General features: G+C 63.0%; 22 protein-coding genes and 2 pseudogenes. 6 read left to right on the top strand and 18 right to left on the bottom strand.

Annotated features, from left to right (window positions below; genetic code table 11):
* Positions 1-3 precede the first annotated feature (3 nt).
* On the bottom strand, positions 4-906 hold the full coding sequence (locus ACFJIU_RS28535) for a branched-chain amino acid ABC transporter permease LivH (RefSeq protein WP_326894828.1): 903 nt from the start codon (positions 904-906) through the stop codon (positions 4-6).
* Positions 907-1,860: 954 nt separating this feature from the next.
* Here ACFJIU_RS28535 and ACFJIU_RS28530 point away from each other — a divergent pair.
* Positions 1,861-2,451, top strand: a complete 591-nt coding sequence (locus ACFJIU_RS28530) for a GntR family transcriptional regulator (protein WP_379073258.1) — start codon at positions 1,861-1,863, stop codon at positions 2,449-2,451.
* A gap of 7 nt (positions 2,452-2,458) precedes the next feature.
* Here the strand turns inward: ACFJIU_RS28530 and ACFJIU_RS28525 are convergent, their stop codons facing one another.
* Together ACFJIU_RS28525 and ACFJIU_RS28520 are read right to left on the bottom strand one after the other, a co-directional pair.
* Positions 2,459-2,776: a hypothetical protein gene (locus ACFJIU_RS28525; protein ID WP_379065669.1), complete on the bottom strand. Its 318-nt coding sequence runs from the start codon at positions 2,774-2,776 to the stop codon at positions 2,459-2,461.
* 184 nt (positions 2,777-2,960) lie between these two features.
* Complete coding sequence (locus tag ACFJIU_RS28520; protein WP_379065667.1) at positions 2,961-3,551, bottom strand: hypothetical protein; 591 nt, start codon at positions 3,549-3,551, stop codon at positions 2,961-2,963.
* A 77-nt stretch (positions 3,552-3,628) separates the two neighbouring features.
* Here ACFJIU_RS28520 and ACFJIU_RS28515 point away from each other — a divergent pair, with 77 nt between their 5' ends.
* On the top strand, positions 3,629-4,174 hold the full coding sequence (locus ACFJIU_RS28515) for a hypothetical protein (protein ID WP_379065665.1): 546 nt from the start codon (positions 3,629-3,631) through the stop codon (positions 4,172-4,174).
* Positions 4,174-4,401, top strand: coding sequence for a helix-turn-helix domain-containing protein (locus ACFJIU_RS28510; protein ID WP_379065663.1), 228 nt, complete (start codon positions 4,174-4,176; stop codon positions 4,399-4,401). Before ACFJIU_RS28515 ends, ACFJIU_RS28510 begins: the two co-directional genes overlap by 1 nt.
* Before the next feature lie 159 nt (positions 4,402-4,560).
* On the opposite strand, the gene ACFJIU_RS28505 is transcribed toward ACFJIU_RS28510, so the two are convergent.
* Complete coding sequence (locus ACFJIU_RS28505) at positions 4,561-6,057, bottom strand: CoA-acylating methylmalonate-semialdehyde dehydrogenase (protein WP_379065660.1); 1,497 nt, start codon at positions 6,055-6,057, stop codon at positions 4,561-4,563.
* A 180-nt stretch (positions 6,058-6,237) separates the two neighbouring features.
* Here ACFJIU_RS28505 and ACFJIU_RS28500 point away from each other — a divergent pair, with 180 nt between their 5' ends.
* Genes ACFJIU_RS28500 through ACFJIU_RS28490 form a run of 3 tightly spaced genes read left to right on the top strand, consistent with a single transcriptional unit; the run spans position 6,238 to position 8,166 of the window.
* Positions 6,238-7,119: a LysR family transcriptional regulator gene (locus ACFJIU_RS28500; RefSeq protein ID WP_379065658.1), complete on the top strand. Its 882-nt coding sequence runs from the start codon at positions 6,238-6,240 to the stop codon at positions 7,117-7,119.
* A gap of 15 nt (positions 7,120-7,134) precedes the next feature.
* Positions 7,135-7,767, top strand: a complete 633-nt coding sequence (locus ACFJIU_RS28495) for a transcriptional regulator (protein WP_379065656.1) — start codon at positions 7,135-7,137, stop codon at positions 7,765-7,767.
* Between the two features lie 6 nt (positions 7,768-7,773).
* Positions 7,774-8,166 carry a VOC family protein gene (locus tag ACFJIU_RS28490; protein ID WP_379065654.1) on the top strand — a complete coding sequence of 131 codons (393 nt, stop codon included), beginning with the start codon at positions 7,774-7,776 and terminating at the stop codon, positions 8,164-8,166.
* A gap of 65 nt (positions 8,167-8,231) precedes the next feature.
* Here the strand turns inward: ACFJIU_RS28490 and ACFJIU_RS28485 are convergent, their stop codons facing one another.
* The 14 genes and pseudogenes from ACFJIU_RS28485 to obgE form a co-directional block, all read right to left on the bottom strand.
* The gene (locus tag ACFJIU_RS28485; RefSeq protein ID WP_379065652.1) at positions 8,232-9,485 is read right to left on the bottom strand and encodes a D-amino acid dehydrogenase; all 1,254 of its coding nucleotides are present in this window, start codon (positions 9,483-9,485) and stop codon (positions 8,232-8,234) included.
* A 195-nt stretch (positions 9,486-9,680) separates the two neighbouring features.
* Positions 9,681-10,211 (bottom strand): nucleoside-diphosphate kinase, encoded by a 531-nt coding sequence (locus ACFJIU_RS28480; RefSeq protein WP_379065650.1) that lies wholly within the window; start codon positions 10,209-10,211, stop codon positions 9,681-9,683.
* Positions 10,208-10,636 carry a nucleoside diphosphate kinase regulator gene (gene rnk, locus ACFJIU_RS28475; RefSeq protein ID WP_379065648.1) on the bottom strand — a complete coding sequence of 143 codons (429 nt, stop codon included), beginning with the start codon at positions 10,634-10,636 and terminating at the stop codon, positions 10,208-10,210. Before rnk ends, ACFJIU_RS28480 begins: the two co-directional genes overlap by 4 nt.
* A gap of 282 nt (positions 10,637-10,918) precedes the next feature.
* On the bottom strand, positions 10,919-12,046 hold the full coding sequence (gene alr / locus ACFJIU_RS28470; protein WP_379065645.1) for an alanine racemase: 1,128 nt from the start codon (positions 12,044-12,046) through the stop codon (positions 10,919-10,921).
* Between the two features lie 82 nt (positions 12,047-12,128).
* Positions 12,129-12,650, bottom strand: a complete 522-nt coding sequence (locus ACFJIU_RS28465; protein ID WP_379065643.1) for an RNA pyrophosphohydrolase — start codon at positions 12,648-12,650, stop codon at positions 12,129-12,131.
* A gap of 2 nt (positions 12,651-12,652) precedes the next feature.
* Entirely contained in the window at positions 12,653-13,825 is a 1,173-nt protein-coding gene (locus tag ACFJIU_RS28460; protein ID WP_379065640.1) for a divergent polysaccharide deacetylase family protein, read from the bottom strand.
* Positions 13,826-14,067: 242 nt separating this feature from the next.
* Positions 14,068-15,399 carry a S41 family peptidase gene (locus tag ACFJIU_RS28455; RefSeq protein WP_379065638.1) on the bottom strand — a complete coding sequence of 444 codons (1,332 nt, stop codon included), beginning with the start codon at positions 15,397-15,399 and terminating at the stop codon, positions 14,068-14,070.
* Between the two features lies 1 nt (position 15,400).
* Positions 15,401-16,714 carry a murein hydrolase activator EnvC family protein gene (locus ACFJIU_RS28450; RefSeq protein WP_379065636.1) on the bottom strand — a complete coding sequence of 438 codons (1,314 nt, stop codon included), beginning with the start codon at positions 16,712-16,714 and terminating at the stop codon, positions 15,401-15,403.
* A 119-nt stretch (positions 16,715-16,833) separates the two neighbouring features.
* Positions 16,834-17,317: pseudogene (rlmH, locus tag ACFJIU_RS28445) on the bottom strand (23S rRNA (pseudouridine(1915)-N(3))-methyltransferase RlmH).
* Between the two features lie 127 nt (positions 17,318-17,444).
* Entirely contained in the window at positions 17,445-17,822 is a 378-nt protein-coding gene (rsfS, locus tag ACFJIU_RS28440; RefSeq protein ID WP_129412637.1) for a ribosome silencing factor, read from the bottom strand.
* Between the two features lie 184 nt (positions 17,823-18,006).
* Entirely contained in the window at positions 18,007-18,594 is a 588-nt protein-coding gene (locus ACFJIU_RS28435) for a nicotinate-nucleotide adenylyltransferase (protein ID WP_129416156.1), read from the bottom strand.
* Between the two features lie 127 nt (positions 18,595-18,721).
* Positions 18,722-20,009: pseudogene (locus ACFJIU_RS28430) on the bottom strand (glutamate-5-semialdehyde dehydrogenase).
* A gap of 2 nt (positions 20,010-20,011) precedes the next feature.
* Entirely contained in the window at positions 20,012-21,163 is a 1,152-nt protein-coding gene (gene proB / locus ACFJIU_RS28425; RefSeq protein ID WP_379073257.1) for a glutamate 5-kinase, read from the bottom strand.
* 9 nt (positions 21,164-21,172) lie between these two features.
* Positions 21,173-22,204 carry a GTPase ObgE gene (gene obgE, locus ACFJIU_RS28420; RefSeq protein ID WP_379065634.1) on the bottom strand — a complete coding sequence of 344 codons (1,032 nt, stop codon included), beginning with the start codon at positions 22,202-22,204 and terminating at the stop codon, positions 21,173-21,175.
* Between the last annotated feature and the right edge of the window lie 99 nt (positions 22,205-22,303).

The following is a 22,303-nucleotide window of genomic DNA, read 5'->3' as shown; positions in this document are numbered from 1 at the left end:
GGGTCAGACCTTTTCGACTTCTGGCCGGCCGAGGATGCCGGAAGGCAGGAAAATCAGCACGATCGCCAGGATCGAGAAGGCGGCGACGTCCTTGTAGTCGATGGAGAAATAGGCCGACCACATGCTTTCGATGAAGCCTATGAGCAGGCCGCCGAGCACAGCGCCAGGCAATGAGCCGATGCCGCCGAGGACAGCTGCCGTGAAGGCCTTCACACCTGGCACGAAGCCATCGGAGAAGGAGACGACGCCGTAATACATCAGGAACAGCGTACCGGCGACGGCGGCAAGCGCCGCACCCATGATGAAGGTGATGGAGATGGTGCGGTCGACATCGATGCCGAGCAGCGCGGCCATCTTGCGGTCCTGCTCGCAGGCGCGCTGGGCGCGGCCGAGTGCGGTCTTGTTGACCAGGTACCAGAACAGCGCCAGCAGCAACGCCGTGACGACGACGATGATGATCTGCTTCAGCGAAACGGATATGCCGCCGATGTTGTAGACCTGGCTGACCATCGGCGGGATCGGCTTGTTGCGCGGACCCTGCGTGACCTGCACGAAATTGGAGAGGGCGATCGACATGCCGATGGCGGTGATCAACGGGGCAAGACGGAAGGAACCGCGCAGGGGGCGATAGGCGACTTTTTCGATCGTCCAGTTGTAGAGACCTGTAAGCAGCATCGCGACGATCATCATGATCAACAGCGCAATGACCACCGGCACTGAAGCAAACATGGCACCGAGGATCAGGAACACGATCAGCGCCGTGAACGCCCCGACCATGAAGATATCGCCATGGGCGAAGTTGATCATACCGATGATGCCGTAGACCATCGTGTAGCCGATCGCGATGAGTCCATAAATGGACCCGAGCGTCAGCCCGTTCACAAGCTGCTGAACGAAATACTGCATATTCCCGAGGCTCCCCTGAGACGTCGCCTGCCCTGGCGCGCCTCTCTCGTAATTTCCCCTAGTCCTAAGGTCTCAAATCCAGATTGCAACGGCATTTTTCTACCGCCTGGCGCGTGTTTCCCACACGCCTCGCGACTGCCTTATTATCGTTGCCCGGTTGTGGACTATGGCGGACCGTATCATTGGCACAAAGCAATGTCTTTGACGATTCCGAATTAGTTTGCACCCATTTTCGAAGTTTCAGTCTTCAAAATCGGTTGAGAAGACGAATCCTTGCGTCATTCGGACCCGTCACTTTTCCTCCTTATTCGTCGACAAACCCGTTTGGGAAACCTTAGTTGGCGATAAAGCCCTCGGGAGCGCGTCACGACCATCGACGAAAGTCATATTCGATCCCTCGATGTGCTCTCAACTCCCGATCGATGCAGACCTGCCGGCCGCCACTGCCTTTCGACACCTGACACCTGAGCACGCTCCGGCGGGTGCTTCGCCAACGCTACCATTGTCCGACCTCAGCCCGCCTTCGGGCAAGCCACGCCATGGAGCCGAATTGTCAGCGCCGCCGCAGTCTCCCTCGCGACAACGGCGGACGCCTGCCTTCGATTGCGCCGCCTTTTGCCCGCAATCGTCAGTGGTTCGATCTTCCTGTCAGGCAGAACCAGGTCCAACACCAGGACGTACTCGGGCACTCTGCAGTCACACGGGATCAAGCACGGTGTTTGCCCTGAATTTTGCTGAGGACAGTCCGGAGCCCAGTATATCGAGCGGGCATTTCGCCTTGATATATCACTGACATATCTCTTATGACTTCCTTGCTTCAGCTGGCTTTGCCGGCTGATATATCAAAAGTATATCTACTCCGGACGACGTGCCTTGAACACAAACGTGCCTGTAGCGGAACGCGGCGAAGCCGCTGAATCGGCGAGCGCCAAAGCCTATCGCGTTCTCGAAAAAATGATCGTCACGCTCGAACTCGCTCCCGGCAGAGTGACCACTGAAAAGGCCCTGATCGAAAAAACATCGCTCGGCCGGACCCCGGTCAGAGAGGCCATCCAGCGCCTCGCCTGGGAGGGGCTCGTTGCGGTTCGTCCCCGCGCCGGTCTCGAAATCGCCCTCCTCCACGCCGCCGACTGGCTGAAGGTGCTCGACGCGCGTCGCGGCATCGAAATCATTCTCGCACGCTCGGCCGCCCGTTTCGCCACCCAGGAAATCGTCGCTCGCCTGCAAGCGACCGCGCTCGCCATTCACGACGCAGTCGTCACCGGCAATGTCATCGGATACCTCGAAGCCGACAAATCGATCGGCGAGGCAATGGCGCTCGCTGCGGACAACCAATTCGCCGCCCGGCTCGTCGCCCCCCTGCAGACACACAGCCGCCGTTTCTGGTTCCGTTTCCAAAGCGGCACAGGCCTCGCCGAAGTCGCCGGAAATCACGTCACACTGATCCGCGCCATCCTGGAGCGCGATCAGGATGCGGCCGCAGCTGAAGCCGACAGGCTGATGGCTCTGCTGCGCCTGCATGCCCAGGCCGCCGCGATGCGGTGACGCCTGCTCAGCTGTCGCGCTCCCTGACGTCTGCCGTCAGTGTGTTTTCCCATCCCTCACCCGCGCCGACGATGCAGGTCCGACCGCTCACATCGGTCATCAGCACCGTCCAGGTACCGGCCATGGAAACATAGATCTCGACAACGGCGGCCTGGCCAACAAGGCCGTAGCCGATCCGATGCTCGTGGAAGAGCTGACCAAGTCTGGCAACGATGACGTCACGCGTGCCGCAACCAATTTGCGCCTCCGCCTGCAACGGCAGAAACGCCATCGGCAAGGCAGCCGCCGCCAACCTCAACCATCGAAAAACAGGATAGCGTGCCATCCGGCACTTCCTTCGCCCTGGCATATCGGCAAAGGGAGGCACATGGGCAGCCTCAGTATACCGATACGCTCCAGGCTGGATGCGGCGACCTCATCGCGTCGCTCCTTCTGGCTTCCATTCCCTGCTTATTGCAGGGTCTCATGAATCGATATGGTGGTTGTTCCGACGAAAACAAGCGATCGGTTCACCCACCCGTACAGACCGGGAAGCGCGCGATGCCGTCCTTGCCGAACAGTGCGCGCAAATCGATCGCCGTCGTCACCGGGAAGAACCTTTCGCCCGGCTTCAAGCGCATATAGATCGCTGCTGTCAGCGGACCGTCGTGGACAGCGCCGGCACGGCAACCGCCCTTGATCGTCACGGAAATGCTGCCCTTTCCGCCGCGCTGCCCGGTCTTCCGATACGCGCGGGCTTTCGCCAATCCGGCCGCCAGCCGCTCGACGTCCTTCCCCGCGACCCTGGCTTGCTGGGTGTGTTCGAAACTGTGGCTCGCCGCCACGCCAGGCGCCTTATCGCCGTCGACGATTTCGAGCAGCACCGTTTCATGCACGGGTCCAAAGGGTGCCGGCGCTTGCAGGGAAATATCCAGCACGACATCGCCAGTCCGCAATTTGAGCGCCGCCGGCATCACAGCAGCGATAGCGAGGACTTTCGGATCCGCCGACAATGGATCCATTGCCGCAAGTTTGAGAAGCGCGGAGGGAGTGACCGAGGCACAGCCGGAAACACTCAGGGTCACAACGAACAGACAGGCACGCGAGATACGTTTGAACATGTGGCTTATCCATATTTGACAGCCAGTAATTATTGTTTTACGATAATAAATGCAATTGGCAATTTAAGGACCTTGTCATGACAGAACGCGAGCAGGCTCGCCGGCTGAGCCGGCGGCTGGAGTTTCTGGTCACTGCGATTGTCGTGGTGATCCTGGCGGTGGCCGGAATTGGGCTGGCATGGGCACTTGCCCAGCCGGACAAGATCGCGCCCTTCGCCGCAGAGCAGTATGGTTTCGCCGCTCCAGGCCAGGGTTCGGCCATGACTGCCTTTCTGCTGATGGCCGTCTTCATGGTTCAGACAGTTCCGCTTTTGGCCGGCCTGTTCAGCCTGCGCCTGGCGTTTCGCGGAATCGCCCGGCATGAGACGATCGGCATCGAGACCGCGCGCTGGCTGCGCCGTTCCGGGATCGCGTTCTTCATCAACGCGCTGATCGCACTTGTGTCGCGACCTGTCGTCTCGCTGATCCTGTCGATCGACATGCCACCCGGCCATCGCTTCGTCAGCATCGGTTTCGGCTCACCCGAACTGCTTACCTTGCTGGTCTCCGGCGTACTGGTGATGTTCGGCCATCTGATGACCGTCGCCGCCCGGATCGAAGACGAGAACAAGCGGTTCATCTGATGCCCATAATCGTCAACCTCGATGTCATGCTGGCGCGCCGCAAGGTGCGGTCCAAGGAACTTGCCGGCAAGGTCGGCATCACCGAGCAGAACCTTTCGCTGCTCAAATCCGGCAAGGTAAAGGGCGTGCGTTTCTCGACCCTGTCGCGAATATGCGCCGAGCTCGACTGCCAGCCCGGCGACCTGCTTGAATACCAGCCGGGAGCCGAGGAAGAAGACGAAGCATAAAAAAACGGGCGCCGAAGCGCCCGTTTTTTTCTCCACGACGATCAATTCATCGTCGGGCTAGTTCATCGTCGGAATGACGAATTACGCACCATCCTTTATGCCCTGCCGCACGCTCCGCAGCCGCCCTGCGGCGAGGACGTGCAACCGGAAACCGTCGGGCTAGTTCATCGTCGGGATGACGAATTCGGCACCATCCTTGATGCCCGACGGCCAGCGCGAGGTGACCGTCTTGGTCTTGGTGTAGAAGCGGAAGGCATCGGGGCCGTGCTGGTTGAGATCGCCGAACGACGACGCCTTCCATCCGCCGAAGGTGTAGTAGGCAATCGGAACCGGGATCGGCACGTTCACGCCGACCATGCCGACCTGCACGCGGCTGGCAAAGTCACGCGCCGCATCGCCGTCGCGGGTGAAGATGGCAACGCCGTTGCCCATCTCATGGTCGTTGGCGAGCTTGATCGCATCCTCGTAGCGCGGCGCGCGCACCACCGACAGCACCGGGCCGAAGATCTCTTCCTTGTAGATCGTCATGTCAGGCGTCACATCATCGAACAGGCAGCCACCCATGTAGTAGCCGTCCTCGTAGCCCTGCATCTTGAAACCACGGCCATCGACGACGAGCTTCGCGCCTTCCTTCACACCGAGATCGACATAACCTTTGATGCGCTCCAGTGCCTGCTTGGTCACGACCGGACCGAAATCGGCGGCGGAATCGGTCGATGGGCCAACCTTCAGGCTCTCGACGCGCGGGATCAGCTTTTCCATCAGCCGGTTGGCGGTGTCGTTGCCGACCGGGACCGCGACGGAGATGGCCATGCAGCGTTCGCCAGCCGAGCCGTAACCGGCGCCGATCAGTGCGTCGACGGTCTGGTCCATGTCGGCATCGGGCATGATGATCATATGGTTCTTGGCGCCGCCGAAGCACTGCACGCGCTTGCCGGCCGCGCAACCGCGCGAATAGATGTACTGCGCGATCGGCGTCGAGCCGACAAAGCCAACGGCCTTGATATCCGGATCGTCGAGAATGGCGTCGACCACTTCCTTGTCGCCGTTGACGACGTTGAGGACACCTTCCGGCAGGCCGGCCTCGATGAAGAGCTCGGCAATCCTCAGCGGCACGCCCGGATCACGCTCGGACGGCTTCAGGATGAAGGCGTTACCGCAGGCGATCGCCGGGGCGATCTTCCACAGCGGGATCATCGCCGGGAAGTTGAACGGCGTGATGCCCGCAACGACGCCGAGCGGCTGGCGCATGGAATAGACATCGATGCCAGGGCCGGCGCCATCGGTGAATTCGCCCTTCATCATGTGCGGCGCGCCGATGCAGACCTCGACCACTTCCAGGCCGCGCTGGATGTCGCCCTTGGCGTCGGCGATGGTCTTGCCGTGCTCGCGCGCCAGAATGTCGGCCAGCGAGTCATATTCACGGTTGGCGAGTTCCAGGAACTTCATCAGCACGCGTACGCGGCGCTGCGGATTGACGGCTGCCCATTTCACTTGCGCCGCCTTGGCGTTCTCGACAGCGGCGCGCAGTTCCGACTTCGAGGCCAGCGCCACGGTGCCGCGCACCGTGCCGTCCATCGGCTGCATCACATCCTGCCTGCGCCCGCTGGTGCCGGCGACACGCTTGCCACCGATGAAATGACCGTAGTCGATCATGGTTCTCTCCCTGGATTTTGATTGAAGCCATTGTCGGTCTTTAAAGGCTGGAACGCAACGCGAGGGAAATCGCAGCCGTTGTGCAAAAATCGTACATCGATCTGGACACAAGCATCAAACGACGCAAAGATACGATCGACTTCCTCGCCATCGGGATGCTGCAACCGCCATGGAGATATCATGAACTGGGACGACGTGCGCATCTTCCTTGCCGTCGCCCGCACCGGCCAGATACTGGGCGCGGCCAGGCGCCTGGAGCTGAACCATGCCACGGTCTCCCGGCGCATCGCTACGCTCGAAGAGGCCTTGCGCACCAAACTGTTTCGGCGGCTCACCACAGGGTCCGAACTGACGCCTGCCGGCGAAAGGTTCCTCGACATCGCCGAGCGCATGGAAGCTGAGATGATTGCCGCCCGCTCGACGGTTGCCGGCGAAGGCGACGACATTTCCGGCACGGTGCGCATCGGCGCGCCCGACGGCTTCGGTGTCGCCTATCTCGCACCGCGGCTCGGCGCACTGACCGCCCTGCATCGCGAGCTCACCGTGCAACTGGTGCCGGTGCCGCGTTCATTTTCCCTGTCCCGCCGGGAAGCGGATATCGCGATCACCGTCGAACGACCGACGGAAGGCAGGCTCGTTGCCGGCAAGCTTGTCGACTACACACTTGGCCTCTATGCCTCGCGCGCCTATGCCGACAGACATGGTTTGCCCCGGAACCGGGAGGAGCTGAAGGATCATACGCTGATCGGCTACGTGCCCGACCTGATCGTCAGCCAGTCGCTCGACTACGCTGCCGAGTTCAGCCACGACTGGCGTTCCACATTCGGCATATCCTCGGCCATGGGCCAGGCCGAAGCCGTGCGCTCCGGCGCCGGTGTCGGCATCCTGCACACCTTTGTCGCCCGGTCGATGCCGGAGCTGGTGTCGGTGGAAGCGGCCCCCCCCATCCGGCGCGCCTACTGGCTGGTCTACCATGAGAGCGTGCGCCAGCTCAGGCGCATCCAGGTGGTGGCATCCTTCATTGCCGGGCTTGTCGAAAAGGATCGAGCCCTGTTTCTTTAAGCCCGGGAGAAAACCTTGCTGTCACGACCCTATGTCGAACTCCTGCGCCAGGCTCAGCGTGCGTCGAGACGGCCGGACGAGGCGGACGATCTTCTCCAGGCCGTGCTGCTTTCGGCCATCGAGGCCGGCCGCTACGATCTCTCCTGCCCCGACAATCGCCGATGGCTGCAGGGCGCCATCCGCAAGCGGGCCGCATTCGAAGCCCGCACCGCCGTCCGACGGCGCCAGCGCGAAACCCGCTGGCAGGCTGAACCGGCAGTGTCCGTCACCCAGGAGATCATGCCCACCGCCTTTGTGGCGACGCTGCCCGCAGCGCTCCAAACCACCGCGCTGCTCGCATTGACCGGCCATACCCGCCAGGAAATCCGCTGGCTGCTGCAGCTCTCCGACTCCGCCCTGCGGCAACGCATCGCCGAAATCAGACGGCGTTGGCGTGACGCCGGCGGAAGCCGGCTGGAGGAGATCCCCGGTCTCGACGGTACATTGTATTTCGGCCGCATCCGCCGCGCGCTTCTTGGGCCGGCCCGCCGCGACGGCGTGCTTCTCGCCAGCCATGATCCTGACGGTCATCTTTTTTTGGTGAGCATCCCCTCACAAATCGGCATGGCGCGGCAACAGAGCCAACGCAAACCCTCGAACCAGGAGTAGACACCCGTGTTTCGCAACAGAAAGCTTGGCAGCATCTGCTATTTCGTCGCTGACATCAGCCGCACCGAAACCTTCTATCGCGACGTTCTCGGCCTCGATATCGAGAACATGGGCGATGCAGGCGATGGCCATGACTGGCTGATGGCGAAGACCGCCAACGGCATCGAGCTGATCTTCTTCCAGCAGGAATCGAGGCCGGGCAATTCGCCCATCATCGTCTTCGAGATCGCCGAAGGCGGCATTGACGATGTCGTTGCCGGTCTGGCGGCGAAAGGCGCTACAATCGTCACGCCGGTCAGCCATGCCCCGGGAGGATGGTCGGCCGAAGTGGCCGATCCCGACGGCCACCAGATCTCGATGTACCAGTCGGAAGACCAGCCGCGTTCGCTGACGACGTAGCCCGGCAGGCAACACAAGCATTCAACCCGCCGAAACTTCGGTTTCGGCGTGTTGAAAAAACAGGATCAGGCGTAGCGGGACATGCCGAGTTCGCTGACGTCGATGTCCGGCTTCCTGCCCGATACGATGTCGGCCAGCACCCGCCCCGATCCGCAGGCCATGGTCCAGCCCAGCGTGCCATGGCCGGTGGAGAGGAAGAGGTTGTCGTAGCGCGTCTTGCCGATGATCGGCGGACCGTCCGGCGTCATCGGCCTGAGCCCGCACCAGAAGCTGGCCTTCGACACATCGCCGCCGCGCGGGAACAGATCGGTGACCGAATGTTCGAGCGTCGCGCGCCGCGCCGGGCGCAGAGCAAGATCGTAGCCCGAAATCTCGGCCGTACCGCCGACACGGATACGATCGCCCAGCCGCGTGATCGCCACCTTGTAGGTCTCGTCCATGACGGTCGATTCCGGCGCGCCGGCCGCATCGGAGATCGGCACCGTGATGGAGTAACCCTTGATCGGATAAACCGGGATCGAAAGTCCGAGCGGTTTCAGCATGATCGGAGAGTAGCTGCCAAGCGCACAGACATAGGCATCCGCCGTCAGCAGCCCTTCACTGGTGTCGACACCGGCGATGCGCCCGCCCTCGGTGGCAATACCCTTGATCGCGGTGTTGAAGCGGAAACTCACGCCACGCCTGGCCGCGTGTTCGGCAAGCCGTTCGGTGAACATCTTGCAGTCGCCGGTTTCATCGCCCGGCAGGCGCAGGCCGCCAACGAACTTGCCTTTCACATTGGCCAAAGCCGGCTCAGCGCCGATGCAGCCGGCCGGATCGAGCACCTCGTAGGGCACGCCGAACTGCTTCAGCACCTCGATGTCGCCGGCAGTGCCGTCAAGCTGTTTCTGGTTGCGGAAGAGCTGCAAGGTACCTTTGGCGCGTTCGTCATACTCGATGCCGATTTCGCCACGCAGCGCCTTCAGGCAATCGCGGCTGTATTCGGCGATCGGCACCATACGCGCCTTGTTCACGGCATAACGTGCCTCGGTACAGTTGCGCAGCATCTTCAGCACCCAGGACACCATGGCCGGGTCGACCTTGGGGCGGATCACCAGCGGCCCGAAATGCATCAGCAACCACTTGATCGCCTTGACCGGAACGCCGGGGCCTGCCCAAGGCGAAGAATAGCCCGGCGAAACCTCGCCGGCGTTGCCGAAACTGGTTTCCAGCGCCGGACCGCCCTGGCGGTCCACCACCGTCACCTCATGGCCGGCTTCCGCCAGATAGTAGGCGGCGGTCACCCCGATGACGCCGCTTCCAAGCACCAGAATTCTCATACGCCCCGCTCCTAGAACATGATCCCGAAAGTTGCGGGGTCACGACAAAACAACCAGATGGAGCAGAATGCCCTGGTGGCATTCGGCTCCAGCGCATCGGCGCCCGAAATCAGAATGATCTTCGGCAGGCGCGATGCGCAACCTCAAACTCGAAACGCCCCGGCATCCGGATGGATGAGAGACGCTCCAACCCGGTCAAGCCGCCGTTGGCCCAGCCGGGTCGTCATCGGCCCCTGTCTGCCGGATTTTCTCCACCGCGCCAAGTGGTGGCACAATGCTATTGGCACTGTAGACCAGTCGGAGTGGCGGCCGGGCCTGTCGGGCGATGCTCGCGCGACGCGCCGCTTCCGGCTGGAACAACACCTTGACCACCCGGATCGGCTCGATTTCGCCTGCCGGCCGTTCGACGAAACCGGCTTCGCCCTCCGCCATGCCAAGCAGCGAAAGTCCCCATGGCGTCGTCACCGGCAGGCTGGCGCCAACGACGCCGCGCACCTCGTTCTGGATCACGGTGCGTGTCTCCGCCGGATTGGCACCGATACGAAATGTGACGCGGCTGTTCATGGTCACGACATCGGCGTCGATGGAATCGAGCAAAACCACGCTGGCATTGGCGAGCTTCTTTTCGAGCAGCTGTGCAAGCGGATCATCCAGGGCGCGCCGACGTTCCAGCATCGTTTCGAGAATGGCGAAATCCTTGGTGGTGAGGCGGCAGGTCCTGTTCATGCCCGAGCCTCGACGCGATCCGCATGCGGCGGCTCGACGGCAACAATGTCGAGCGTCATTTCGCGACCGTCGCGCGTGATCCAGCGAACGCAGTCACCAACCGCGGCGCCGATCAGGGCGGTTCCCAGCGGCGTAAGTATGGAAATGCGTTGGGTGGCAATGTCGGCTTCGGCTGGATACACCAGCGTCATCCGCTGCTCGGCGCCACCGCCATTGCGGGCAAGGATCGTGGATCCCATCCGCACGACGGTGTCCGGCAGGGTTCCGGGAGCGGCCACGGTGGCGCGATCCATCTCGGAAAGCAGTTCTTCGGCGGTATCGGGCAGCCGGTCGAGCGATGCCCGCGCCAGGCCGGTCAGGCGGCCATGGTCATTGGCGGTCACCAGAATGGTGTCGGGCGGACGAACCTTGATTGATCTTTGCATGGTGGAATCCTTCGGGTTGATGATGCATCGGAACGATGCGTGGCCGGCCACACGCGTGGCGGCCCTTCAATCGAACCGACGCGCGTTCGCACCGCCTTCGGCTCGAAATTCAGTTCTGTTTTTTGAAAAAAGCCCCGGTACGGACGGACGCACGAAGGCGTCCGCGCCGGGGCTACGCTCCCGCGATGGGGCAGATCCTGAAGCAGGTCTGGATATGGGCAAGGGTGCTCATGTCACGAGCCTTGCCGACCCGGCACGGCTTGTCAAGCATGACGGGATCGTTCAGCCGCCGACGTAGCGCCGGTGGAAGCGATGGCCAAGGCTGGTCAGCACCTCATAGCCGATCGTACCGGCGACATCCGCCACCGTGTCGAGCGGGTGAAACGGGCCGATGAGCTCGACCAGATCGCCTTCCTTCAGACGTCCTTCAGGCAGCGCGGAAACATCGAGGATGATTGAATCCATCGATACGCGGCCGATGAACGGCAGCTCGACGCCTTCGAAAAAGGCGGCCGCAGACGTGCGGCGATGCCAGCCATCGGCATAACCAAGGGTGATCGTCGCGGTCCGGAGCGGACCCGTGGCGTGAAAGGTGTGGCCGTAGCCGACCCCTGCCCCGCCGCTGATCTGCCGGGTCTGGAGCACCTTGGCTTCCAGCTTGATCACCGGCTGCATCGGGTTCTTGCGACCCGGCGTCGGGTTGATGCCGTAAAGAGCCGCTCCCGGGCGGGCAAGGTCGTGATGGTAGGGCTTGCCGAGGAAGATGCCGGAGGAATTGGCGAAGGAAAGCGGCGCCGGCGGAAGCATGCGGCGCAGCCGTTCGAACTGCAGCCGTTCCGCCTCGTTGGCGCCGTGCTCCGGTTCATCGGCGCAGGCCAGATGGCTCATCACCAGCCTGAGTTCGATGCCGTCGAAGGCCGACGGATCGGCTGCCAGCGCTTCGACCTCGACCGGGGCAAGGCCGATACGCGACATGCCGCTGTCGACCTGGATCGCCGCCGGCAGCTTCTTGCCAAGCTGGCGAGCGAGATTGCGCCAGGCGGCAAGCTGTCCGGTGCTGTTGACGACCGGGATAAGTCCGGCTGCCTCACCCTGTGCCTCCGATCCCGGCAGAAACCCGTGCAGCACGAAAATCGCTGGCCCAGTGCCCAGGGCATCGCGCAGCACGATGCCTTCCCACAGATGGGCGACGAAGAAGGTGTCGCAGCCTTCCTTGCGCAGGGCATTCGCCACCTGCACGGCACCAAGCCCGTAACCGTCGGCCTTGACGACGCCGGCGCAGGCAACGCCGTCGAGATGCGCCTTCAGGCGACGGTAGTTTTCGCGAATCGCACCAAGATCGATGGTGAGGATAGCGCCGGCTGCAGCCTCATCGGGCTGCGCGGGCAAATTGATCGGGTTGTCAGTCAATTCGGGTCGTCTAGCTCCGGAAATCCTGGCGGCATCGACCATCTTCGACCCCGTGCGGCAATACGATTGGCTCCCGCAACGGTTATGCCACCAGATGCCGGAAGGCAGCAACGACCTCTTCGTAGACCCTGCGTTTGAAAGGCACGATGAGATCGGGCAGGTCGCTCATCGGCTTCCACCCCCAGTCATCGAACTCCGCGTCGTGGCCACCAGGAGGCGGATTGATCTTGATTTCGCTTTCGTCGCCGCGGAAGCGGAATGCGAACCATTTCTGTGTCTGGCCGCGATAGCGTCCCTTGAAGGCGATGCCGACCAGATCCCGCGGCAGGTCATAGTTGATCCAGTCAGCAGCCTCGGCCAGAAGATCGAGGCTTTTCATCCCTGTCTCCTCGTAGATCTCCCGCCTGGCCGCGACGAGCGGCTCTTCGCCCTTGTCGATGCCGCCCTGCGGCATCTGCCAGAGCTGCGTCGTGCCGGAAAACTCGCTGTCCGGTTCGGCGATGCGATGCCCCACCCACACCAGGCCCTCGCTGTTCAGCACCATGACGCCGACGCAGGGGCGATAGGGCAAGGTTTCGGGATCGACGAGTTTGTTCTTTGCCATGCTCACTTCCGTTCCGGATCGATCGCCACCGCCGAGATCGGCACGATCTCGACGCCACGCTTCTTGGCTTCGTTCACCCAGGACACGACGGCATCGACGGTGACGTTGAAAGCCGACCCGGTGCCGACGGCATATCCCTTGGCGCGCGCCGTCGCTTCCAGCTCATCGAGCTTCTTCAGGATGGCGCCACGCTCCTGCACGCCATCGATCGCGGTGTCGGCGATCGCCAGCGGCACGCCATCCTTCCTGGCGAGATCCGGCGCGATGCTGCGCGCCGACGAGCCATCGTCCAGATACCCAATGCCGCGCCTGGCGAGTTCCGCCATCACTGGCCCGAACGCCTGGGGATCGGTGGAGAAACGCGCGCCCATGTAGTTCATCACCGCCGTATAGTTCGTGGTACGCGACAACACCCAGCGCAGGTTCTTCAGGTTTTCTTCTTCAGTGGCATCGACGGTGAGTGTGCTGCGGCCGGGATTCACATTGGGATAATCGAACGGTTCCAATGGCAATTGCATGACGATCTCATGGCCACGCCGGCGGGCCTCCTGCATCCAGCGGCCGATGCTGTTGCCTTGCGAGGCAAAGGCGAGCGTCACTTCACCCGGCAGCTTGGCGATCGCCGACTGGGTGCCGGTCTGCGACACGGCGAGTCCGCCGATGACGATGGCGACACGGGCACCGCGAGCGCCGGACCAGGGACGGGCGTAGACATCGAACGGCCGTCGTCCGTCCGCCGAGCGGATCGGCAGGGGACCGCCTTCGCCGTCTTCGATCAGCGCCTTGTCGGGCAGGTGTGCAACGGACAGGTTCTGGCCGACGGCGGAAGCGTCCTGGATGACGATACCGGCCTGCCCACCCGTATCGGTGGGCTGAACGCGGATGATCTGCGGCCCGTCGCTCTTCTTTGGCTGCGCCGTGACCTTCGGTGGTGCCGCTGGCGTCTGGGCCACTGTTTCGACCGGCTTCGTTTCCTGCGGCACCGGCGTGGCGACGACCACCGGTTTGCGGAACGGTTTTTCACCAAAGGCAATCAAGGCTGAGGCACCGACCGCCACCAGAACCCCCAGGACGGCAGCCACCTGACCGCGGCCCAACCGTCGCGCGGAACGCGGCGTGGACGCCCGGACAGATTGTCCGAGCGGGCGTTCGATCTCCTTGGTGAAATCAGCCAAGCCGCCAACCCCTGCCGCCTGCGCGGTACGTCGATGCGATGCACCGCTTCCACAGAACGGCGACCCGCATTGTTCCTTGTCCTTACGCAATTCCGGACGGAACACCGCAACGCGGTTTTCCTGGAATCGCTCGGCGCAAGCCCCCGAATCAAACTGCCGGAACCTTGCGGTCCCGGCAGCATCGCATTGCTTGGTTCAAGCGGCCAGTGTCCTTTGAAAGAACCGCCGCCGACGCGCCAGCCTTACTGGTTCATCACCGCCTTGTCGGGGTTCGGCGGGAAGGCCGCATCAGTCTTTTCGCCGCGCAGCAGCTGCTCGGCGAAGATCAGCTGCAGGTCGTTCTTCGGATCCGGCGGCACATAGGCGGCGGAACCGGAGCCCTGCGAGCTTTCCTCGACGCCCTTGATGTGCCCCTTGAGGTCGGACTCGCCGCGGGTCAGGTCGCGACCCTGCAGTTCCGCCGGCACCGGCTGATCGACCTTGATGTCAGGCGTGATGCCCTTGCCCTGGATCGATTTGCCGGACGGCGTGTAGTACAGCGCCGTGGTCAGCCGGAGCGCGCCGTTTTCGCCGAGCGGGATGATGGTCTGCACCGAACCCTTGCCGAAGGACTGCGTGCCGACGACCGTCGCGCGCTTCAGGTCCTGCAGCGCGCCGGCGACGATTTCCGAGGCACTGGCCGAGCCGCCGTTGACGAGCACCACCAGCGGCTTGCCGTCGATCTCGTCGGTCGTCTTCGACTTGGCGTCGAAACGGGTCACATCCTTGGGATCGCGGCCACGCGTCGAAACGATCTCGCCGCGCTTCAAGAACGCGTCCGAAACCGACACAGCCTGGTCGAGCAGGCCACCCGGATTGAGCCGCAGGTCGAGCACATAACCCTTCAGCTTGTCCTTCGGTACCTGTTTCTTGATCTCGGCGATTGCGTTCTGCATATCGTCATAGGTCTTCTCGGTGAAAGACGTGATCTTCATATAGCCGATGTCGTTCTCGACGCGGAACTTCACTGCCTTGACCTTGATGATGTCCCGCACGACCGTCAGTTCGATCGGCTTGTCGGCACCCTGGCGCAGGATGGTCAGCTTGATCGGCGTGTTGACAGCGCCGCGCATCTTGTCGACGGCGTCGTTGAGTGTCAGGCCGCGCACTTCGTCGCCATCGATCTTGGCGATGTAGTCGCCGGCCATAACACCCGCCTTGGCTGCCGGCGTATCGTCGATCGGGGTGATGACCTTGACCAGGTCGTTCTCCATCGTGACCTCGATGCCGAGGCCGCCGAACTCGCCCTTGGTCTGCACGCGCATGTCCTGCGCCTGCTCGGAGTTCATGTAGGACGAATGTGGGTCGAGCGACGACAGCATGCCGTTGATGGCATTTTCGACCAGCGACTTGTCATCCGGCGGCGTCACATATTGCGCGCGCACGCGCTCGAAGATATCGCCGAAAATGGCGAGTTGCTTATAGGTGTCGGAGCCTGCCGCGTTCGCCGCCGAGCTTGGAACCCCATAAACCAGGCTCATGGCAGACGCGCCCATCAGCGCGCCGGCAACCAAGAGCGACAGTTTCCGCATCATCTTACGTCCTTCCAGAGAATCGCTCCGCCCACCATGGGTTAGGATCGACGGGTTTTCCATCCTTGCGGAACTCGATGTAGAGCTCCAGCGTGGTATTTCCATTCTGCGTTGCCGATGTGCTCGCTACGCGGGCCTCGCCCATGGTTCCGATCGGCTCGCCCGCGAGCACGGCCTGGCCTGCCGCTACGTTCAATTTGCTCATTCCCGCCAGAACGACATGATAACCGTCGCCAGCATTCAGGATCAAGAGTTGTCCATAGGAACGAAATGGTCCTGCATAGAGGACACTCCCATCCGCCGGTGCCGTGACGATGGCGCCCGATTGTGTCGCAACCATGTCGCCCTGCATGGTGCCGCCGGTGCCGTCTTCGCCGCCGAAACGGCGCCGCACCTTGCCGGTCACCGGCAACGACACCTGCCCCTGCATCGCCGAGAATGGCACGGACGAAGCGAGGCGGTTGGCTTCCGGGACCGCAGCGGCCGCTTCCCTGGCATCCGCGTCAGCCTGGGAGGCCGCATTCTGCCTGGCTTTTTCGTCCGCCTTGCGGGTTTTTTCCGCTTCGGCATCCAGAGAGGCGATCAGGTCTTTGAGGCTTGAGGCTTTTGCCGCCAGCTCATGCGCCTTCTTTTGTTCGTCCGCCAAGGCTGTTTCGGTCTCGGTCTGCAACCGTCCCTTGGCCTGAAGCAGCAGATTGAGCCGCTGCTTCTCGGCCAGTTGGTCGGTGACCGCCGCAGCCAGCCGCGTGCGCTCCGCCTCGATCGAGACCGTCACCCGCGACAGTTCCTTCAACTCGGTCATGACGATGTCGGCCCGGTGCCGCAGTTCCGGCACCACCGCACCCAGAAGAATGGCGCTGCGTACCGAAGACAGCGCATCTTCCGGCTTCACCAGGATGGCCGGAGGCGGGTTGAGTCCCATGCGCTGCAGCGCGCCGAGCACCTCCGCCAGCACATCGCGGCGAGCGGCGAGCGATTCGCGCAGCTTCTTTTCCTGGTCCTTCAGGCCGCCGAGTTTGCCGCTGATGTCTTCGATATCCTGGCCAAGCTTCTGCTCGGTTTTGGCCGATTGAATCAGTGCCGCCGTGATCGAGGCCGAATCCTTCTTCACCGTCGCGATATCGGCGGCCAGTTTGCTCAGGCGTTCGGCTGAAAGCGTGATCTCCTTGGAAATCCGCTCATATTCGACGCGGCTTTCTTCCGCACCGGTCGTGGTTTCCAGCGTGTTTTCCGCCCGCGCCGAAAACGACACGACAAGCGCGGCAGCAACCAGGCAGCCGCGCATGAAGCGGGGTTTCGATTTCGCACGCTCAAACATGGAAGCCTGACTGTATTTCCGGCTTCGTTAACGAACCATCAACCATAAATGTCCGCTCGCCCCGACCCGCGGGCCTTCTCGGACCGCAATGGGGCAAAAATCGGTCCACTAAGCTGCTATCATGAACGGTGGTATGGATGCCCGGCAAGGATCGTTCCAGCCCGGTAAAGCTGTTCGCCCAGCATGACACGCACCAGCTGATGCGGCCAGGTCATGGCACCCAGCGACACCACCAGATCGGCCTGATCGCGCAGCGACTGATCGTGACCGTCGGCGCCACCAATGGCAATGACCACTGCCTTGCGGCCGCCGTCGCGGAACAGCCCGATGCGACCGGCGAACTCTTCGGAGGAAAAAGACCCGCCCCCGCTCGTCGAGCAGGATCAGCGCGCCGCCGGGCTGCAATTGGGTCTGCAGCTTCTGGCCTTCCTCGCGCCGGCGTTCGCTGGCGGTCTGGCCGCGACTCTCCGGGATTTCGGTGACACCGGAAAATTCGAGCCCGAGCGCGGGACCGCTCTTGGCGAAGCGGTCGAAGTAACGAGCTGCCAAATCTCTTTCGGGGCCGGCTTTCATCCGGCCCACGGCATGTATGATGATCTTCATCCCTGCCTCTAGAGCGCTTCCGTTTTTAACGGAAACGCGGAAACGCTCCGACCCTTAGTTTCCATGCAATTCCGGACGGAAAACCGCTGAGCACTTTTCCTGGAATTGCTCCAAGGAACCTTGCGGCTCAGTGGAGGGTCTCTTCCTCGAGATCGGGTGCCTGCCACATCTTTTCAAGATTGTAGAAGTCACGCACCTCGGGTCGGAAGACATGGACGATGATATCGCCTGAATCGATCAGCACCCAATCGGCGCTCGCCAGCCCCTCGACGCGCGCGTCGCCATAACCGGCGTCCTTGAGCGCTTTGAGGAGATGATCGGCAACCGCCGTGACATGACGGTTCGACCGGCCGGACGCGATGACCATGTAGTCGCCGAGGCTCGATTTTCCCTGGATGTCGATGGAGACGATGTTTTCGGCCTTGGAGTCTTCCAGACTGGCAAGGACTGTCTTGATGGCGCGGGCCGAGGCGTCGATGCCGCCTATCCCGGCCGCCGAAGGCACGATGTCGGCCTTCTTCCGCAGTGCTGTTCTCAGTGTCTTTCCTTTCGCGACAAGAACAACGAAGTCACCAACCAAATCAGGTGACGCTAAATAGATAGGCAGAGTCGCATTGCAGTTTCAAGACAAGCTGGAGCACACTCGTCACAAACCAACCATCAAAGCGCTGATCTATCTTGCAAAACTGCTATTTCTTTGCCGCTTTCCGGATCGCGGTGGACGACAGCAGCGAGCGTGGGCCGTGGATGAAGGTCCAGGCCGGCGCCCGCATGTGCGCCAGGATGGGCGCATCGCCCTCGTCGACCCGGGCGTAGTCGAACGTCTTGGCGACCACCGACGACAGGAAGGACAGGGTTGCTCCGGGCCGGTCGATGACGGCGATCGGGAAGGTCATGGCGATCTGGCGCCAGCGTTGCCAATGGTGGAAGTCACGCAGCGAATCCGCCCCCATGATCCAGACGAAATCGACCCCCGGATTCTTTGCCCGCACCAGCGCCAGCGTGTCGGCGGTGTAGCGGATGTGATGGCTGGCCTCGAACGCCGTCACCTTGATGCGCGGGTTCCTGGTGATCTTTTCCGAAAGGCGGATGCGCTCGGCGAGCGGCGCGAGTTCGCGCGTGCTCTTCAACGGATTTCCCGGCGTGACGATCCACCAGAGCTGGTCGAGGGCGAGCTTCCTCAGCGCGATCTCGGCTACGAGCGAATGGCCGGCATGCGGTGGGTTGAACGAGCCGCCGAACAGCCCGACCTGCATGCCCTTTTCGACATAGGGCATCCGCAGATATTGCACGGGAACGCCGTCGTTCTTGCGCAGGGGTTCAGTCCCTTGGCCGATGCCGGTCGGAGGTCCGTCCGATTTCAAATTCTGGTCCCCAACCGCTTTCCAGGACGCAGGCGCGGCCCTAGGCCCGCACCTGCCCGTTGCCGCGCACGCGATATTTGAACGAGGTGAGCTGCTCCACGCCGACCGGTCCGCGCGCATGCATCTTGCCGGTGGCGATGCCGATTTCGGCGCCCATGCCGAATTCGCCGCCGTCGGCGAATTGCGTCGAGGCGTTGTGCAGCAGGATGGCGGAATCGATCTCGTTGAAGAACCGTTCCACGGCCGCGGCGTCCTCGGCGACGATCGCCTCGGTGTGATGCGAGGAGAACGTTTCGATATGGTCGATGGCGCTGCCGACGCCGTCGACCAGCTTCACCGCGATGATGGCGTCGAGATATTCCGTCACCCAGTCGACATCCGTCGCCGGCTTTGCATCGGAGAAAGCCCTCAGCACATCGGCATCGGCGTGGATTTCGCAGCCGGCGGCGCGCAGGGCTTCCAGCACCGGAACGAGATGCGTGGAAGCGACGGCGCGATCGACCAGCAGCGTTTCCGCCGCTCCGCAGATGCCGGTGCGCCGCATCTTGGCGTTGACCGCGATCTTCACCGCCATGTCGAGATCGGCCGACTTGTCGATATAGAGATGGCAGATGCCTTCAAGATGCGCGAACACCGGAACACGCGCCTCGTTCTGCACGCGCTCGACAAGGCTGCGCCCGCCACGCGGAATGATCACGTCCAGGTTGCCGGACAAGCCCTTCAGCATCTCGCCGACCGCGGCGCGATCGGTGGTCGGCACCAGTTGGATCGCCTCCTGCGGCAATCCGGCGGCCTTCAGCCCTTCGACCAGGCAGGCATGGATGGCGGCTGACGAATTGATCGAGTCGGACCCGCCGCGCAGGACCACGGCATTGCCGGCCTTCAGACACAATGCCCCCCGCGTCCGCCGTCACGTTCGGGCGGCTCTCGTAGATGACGCCGATGACGCCGAGCGGCGTGCGCACACGCTCGATATGCAGGCCGTTGGGCCGGTCCCATTCGGTGATGACGTCGCCGACCGGATCCTTCAGCGCCGCGATCTCGCGAATGCCGTCGCTCATCGCGCGGATGCGCGCCGCATCGAGCTTCAGCCGGTCCATGAAGGATGGCGACAGCCCGGCTTCCTCGCCATTCGCCACATCGATGGCATTGGCTTCCAGGATCGTCTTTTCGTTGCGCAGGATGGCATCCGCCATGGCGGAGAGAGCGGCATTCTTGGCGGCGGTGGAGGCGATCGCCAGTGGTCGCATCGCAGCCCGTGCCTTGCGGCCGATTGCCGCCATCAGCTGGGCCGTGTCGGCGACCGGCCCGTCATGCAGCTTCAGCATGCTCATTCTCCACTTTGCGCGCCAGCCCCACCTTGAACACCAGGATGGCTGACCACCAGGTCGTCGCGGTGGATCATTGCCGAACGCGCCTCATAGCCGAGCACCGTTTCGATCTCGGCCGTCTTGAGACCGGCGATTCTTACGGCATCGGCGGCATCATAGGCAACAAGGCCCCGCGCGATCTCGCGACCCTCTGGCGACAGGATCGCCACCGTATCGCCGCGCGCGAAATTGCCGCTCACCAGCTTGACGCCCGCCGGCAGCAACGACTTGCCCGACATCAGCGCACCGACGGCGCCGGCATCGACGGTCAATCGCCCTGCCGGCTCCAGCTGGCCGGCGATCCAGGTCTTGTAACCCTTCACCGGCGTCGGGCTGGGCTTGAAGAAGGTGGCGCGCTCGCCGCGTTCGATCGCCATCAGCGGCGACAGCCGCGTGCCCGAGGTGATCACCATGGCGGTACCCGCCGCATTGGCGATCTTGCCGGCGTCGAGCTTGGTGCGCATGCCGCCGCGCGACAATTCGGAAGCCGCGGCACCCGCCATCGCTTCGATATCCGGCGTGATGCGCTCGACCACCGGAATGAACGCGGCATTGGGATCGCGCGCCGGTGGCGCCGTGTAAAGCCCATCGATGTCGGAGAGCAGCACCAGCAGGTCCGCCCCCATCATGGTGGCCACCCGCGCAGCCAGGCGGTCGTTGTCGCCATAGCGTATCTCGGACGTCGCCACCGTGTCGTTCTCGTTGATGACGGGTATGGCCTTCATCTTGAGCAGGGTCGAGATGGTGGCACGTGCGTTGAGATAGCGCCGGCGCTCTTCGGTATCGCCCAAGGTGAGCAGGATCTGGCCGGACTTCAGGCCATGGCCGCCCAGGGCATCGGACCACGCGCCGGCCAGGGCGATCTGCCCGACGGCGGCAGCGGCCTGGCTTTCCTCCAGCTTCAACGCCCGTTTGCCAAGCCCCAGGATCGTGCGGCCAAGCGCGATGGCGCCCGAGGACACGACGAGCACTTCAGCGCCACCAGCCGCCAGTGTGCCGACATCCTGTGCCAGCGAGGCCAGCCATTCGCGTTTCAGCCCGGTGGTGCGGTCGACCAGCAGCGCCGAACCGATCTTCACCGTGATGCGGCGGTATTTCTTCAGAGACTGCACGGACATGTCCTACTGTTCCCAGCGCGTCTCGACCCTTGCCGGCACGGCGTCGCGCGCTTCGGCCACCACGGCCATCAGCGCGCGCAGCACCGCCTCGACACCCTCGCCGGTGACTGCCGACACCAGGAAAGGCTGCCGCCCGGCCGCGCGTTTCAGCGAGGCCAGCTTCTTCTTGCGTGCGTCCTCGTCCAGCGTGTCGGCCTGGGAAAGCGCGACGATCTCGACCTTGTCCTCAAGCCCGTTGCCATAGGCCTCCAGTTCCGTGCGCACGGTCTTGTAGGCCTTGCCGGGGTTTTCCTCCTGCGCGGAAACCAGGTGCAGCAGCACACGCGTGCGCTCGACATGGCCGAGGAACCGGTCGCCGATGCCGACGCCTTCATGGGCGCCTTCGATCAGGCCGGGGATGTCGGCCAGCACGAATTCGCGCGCGTCGATGCGCGCCACGCCAAGCCCCGGATGCAGCGTCGTGAACGGATAGTCGGCGATCTTCGGCTTCGCCGCCGTGACCGCCGCCAGGAAGGTCGATTTGCCGGCATTGGGCAGACCGACCAGCCCGGCATCGGCGATCAGCTTGAGTCGCAGCCAGATCGTCAGTTCCTCGCCCGGCAGGCCGGGATTGGCACGCCGCGGCGCCTGATTGGTCGACGTCTTGAAATGCTGGTTGCCGAAACCGCCATTGCCGCCGGCGGCGAGACGGAAGCGCTGGCCTTCCTCGGTCAGGTCGCAGATCAGCGTCTCGTTGTCCTCGGCATAGATCTGCGTGCCGGCCGGCACCTTCAGCGTCACATCGCCGCCCTTGGCACCGGTACGGTTGCGGCCCATGCCATGCACGCCGGTCTTGGCGCGGAAGTGCTGCTGGTAGCGATAGTCGATCAGCGTGTTGAGGCCGTTGACCACCTCGACCCAGACATCGCCGCCGCGGCCGCCGTCGCCGCCGTCCGGCCCGCCGAACTCGATGAACTTCTCGCGCCGGAACGAGACGGCACCGGCTCCGCCGTCGCCGGAGCGGATGTAGACCTTGGCCTGATCGAGGAATTTCATCGGACGCGATTTCTATTGCTATGGAGTTTCATGAACCTGTCTGCTCTAAACCATGGAAAGGCCCAGAGCGAGAGCGGGTACGGCCGAATTTGCGGCCGG

Origin of the sequence: Mesorhizobium sp. UC74_2 (assembly GCF_042701485.1) — a bacterium.
Lineage (GTDB): Bacteria > Pseudomonadota > Alphaproteobacteria > Rhizobiales > Rhizobiaceae > Mesorhizobium.
Note: the sequence above shows the minus strand (reverse complement) of the source record. Positions and strands in the feature narration are given on the sequence as shown.

Bases quoted from the DNA above. Each gene is read 5' to 3' on its own strand.
- ACFJIU_RS28515 (WP_379065665.1), top strand. From the start codon at position 3,629: ATGACAGAACGCGAGCAGGCTCGCCGGCTGAGCCGGCGGCTGGAGTTT.
- ACFJIU_RS28525 (WP_379065669.1), bottom strand. From the start codon at position 2,776: ATGGCACGCTATCCTGTTTTTCGATGGTTGAGGTTGGCGGCGGCTGCC.
- ACFJIU_RS28530 (WP_379073258.1), top strand. From the start codon at position 1,861: ATGATCGTCACGCTCGAACTCGCTCCCGGCAGAGTGACCACTGAAAAG.
- ACFJIU_RS28535 (WP_326894828.1), bottom strand. From the start codon at position 906: ATGCAGTATTTCGTTCAGCAGCTTGTGAACGGGCTGACGCTCGGGTCC.
- ACFJIU_RS28465 (WP_379065643.1), bottom strand. From the start codon at position 12,650: ATGGCAAAGAACAAACTCGTCGATCCCGAAACCTTGCCCTATCGCCCC.
- ACFJIU_RS28480 (WP_379065650.1), bottom strand. From the start codon at position 10,211: ATGAACAGGACCTGCCGCCTCACCACCAAGGATTTCGCCATTCTCGAA.
- ACFJIU_RS28485 (WP_379065652.1), bottom strand. From the start codon at position 9,485: ATGAGAATTCTGGTGCTTGGAAGCGGCGTCATCGGGGTGACCGCCGCC.
- rnk (WP_379065648.1), bottom strand. From the start codon at position 10,636: ATGCAAAGATCAATCAAGGTTCGTCCGCCCGACACCATTCTGGTGACC.
- ACFJIU_RS28500 (WP_379065658.1), top strand. From the start codon at position 6,238: ATGAACTGGGACGACGTGCGCATCTTCCTTGCCGTCGCCCGCACCGGC.
- ACFJIU_RS28435 (WP_129416156.1), bottom strand. From the start codon at position 18,594: ATGCCCTATGTCGAAAAGGGCATGCAGGTCGGGCTGTTCGGCGGCTCG.
- ACFJIU_RS28510 (WP_379065663.1), top strand. From the start codon at position 4,174: ATGCCCATAATCGTCAACCTCGATGTCATGCTGGCGCGCCGCAAGGTG.
- ACFJIU_RS28455 (WP_379065638.1), bottom strand. From the start codon at position 15,399: ATGATGCGGAAACTGTCGCTCTTGGTTGCCGGCGCGCTGATGGGCGCG.
- ACFJIU_RS28450 (WP_379065636.1), bottom strand. From the start codon at position 16,714: ATGTTTGAGCGTGCGAAATCGAAACCCCGCTTCATGCGCGGCTGCCTG.
- ACFJIU_RS28505 (WP_379065660.1), bottom strand. From the start codon at position 6,057: ATGATCGACTACGGTCATTTCATCGGTGGCAAGCGTGTCGCCGGCACC.
- obgE (WP_379065634.1), bottom strand. From the start codon at position 22,204: ATGAAATTCCTCGATCAGGCCAAGGTCTACATCCGCTCCGGCGACGGC.
- ACFJIU_RS28520 (WP_379065667.1), bottom strand. From the start codon at position 3,551: ATGTTCAAACGTATCTCGCGTGCCTGTCTGTTCGTTGTGACCCTGAGT.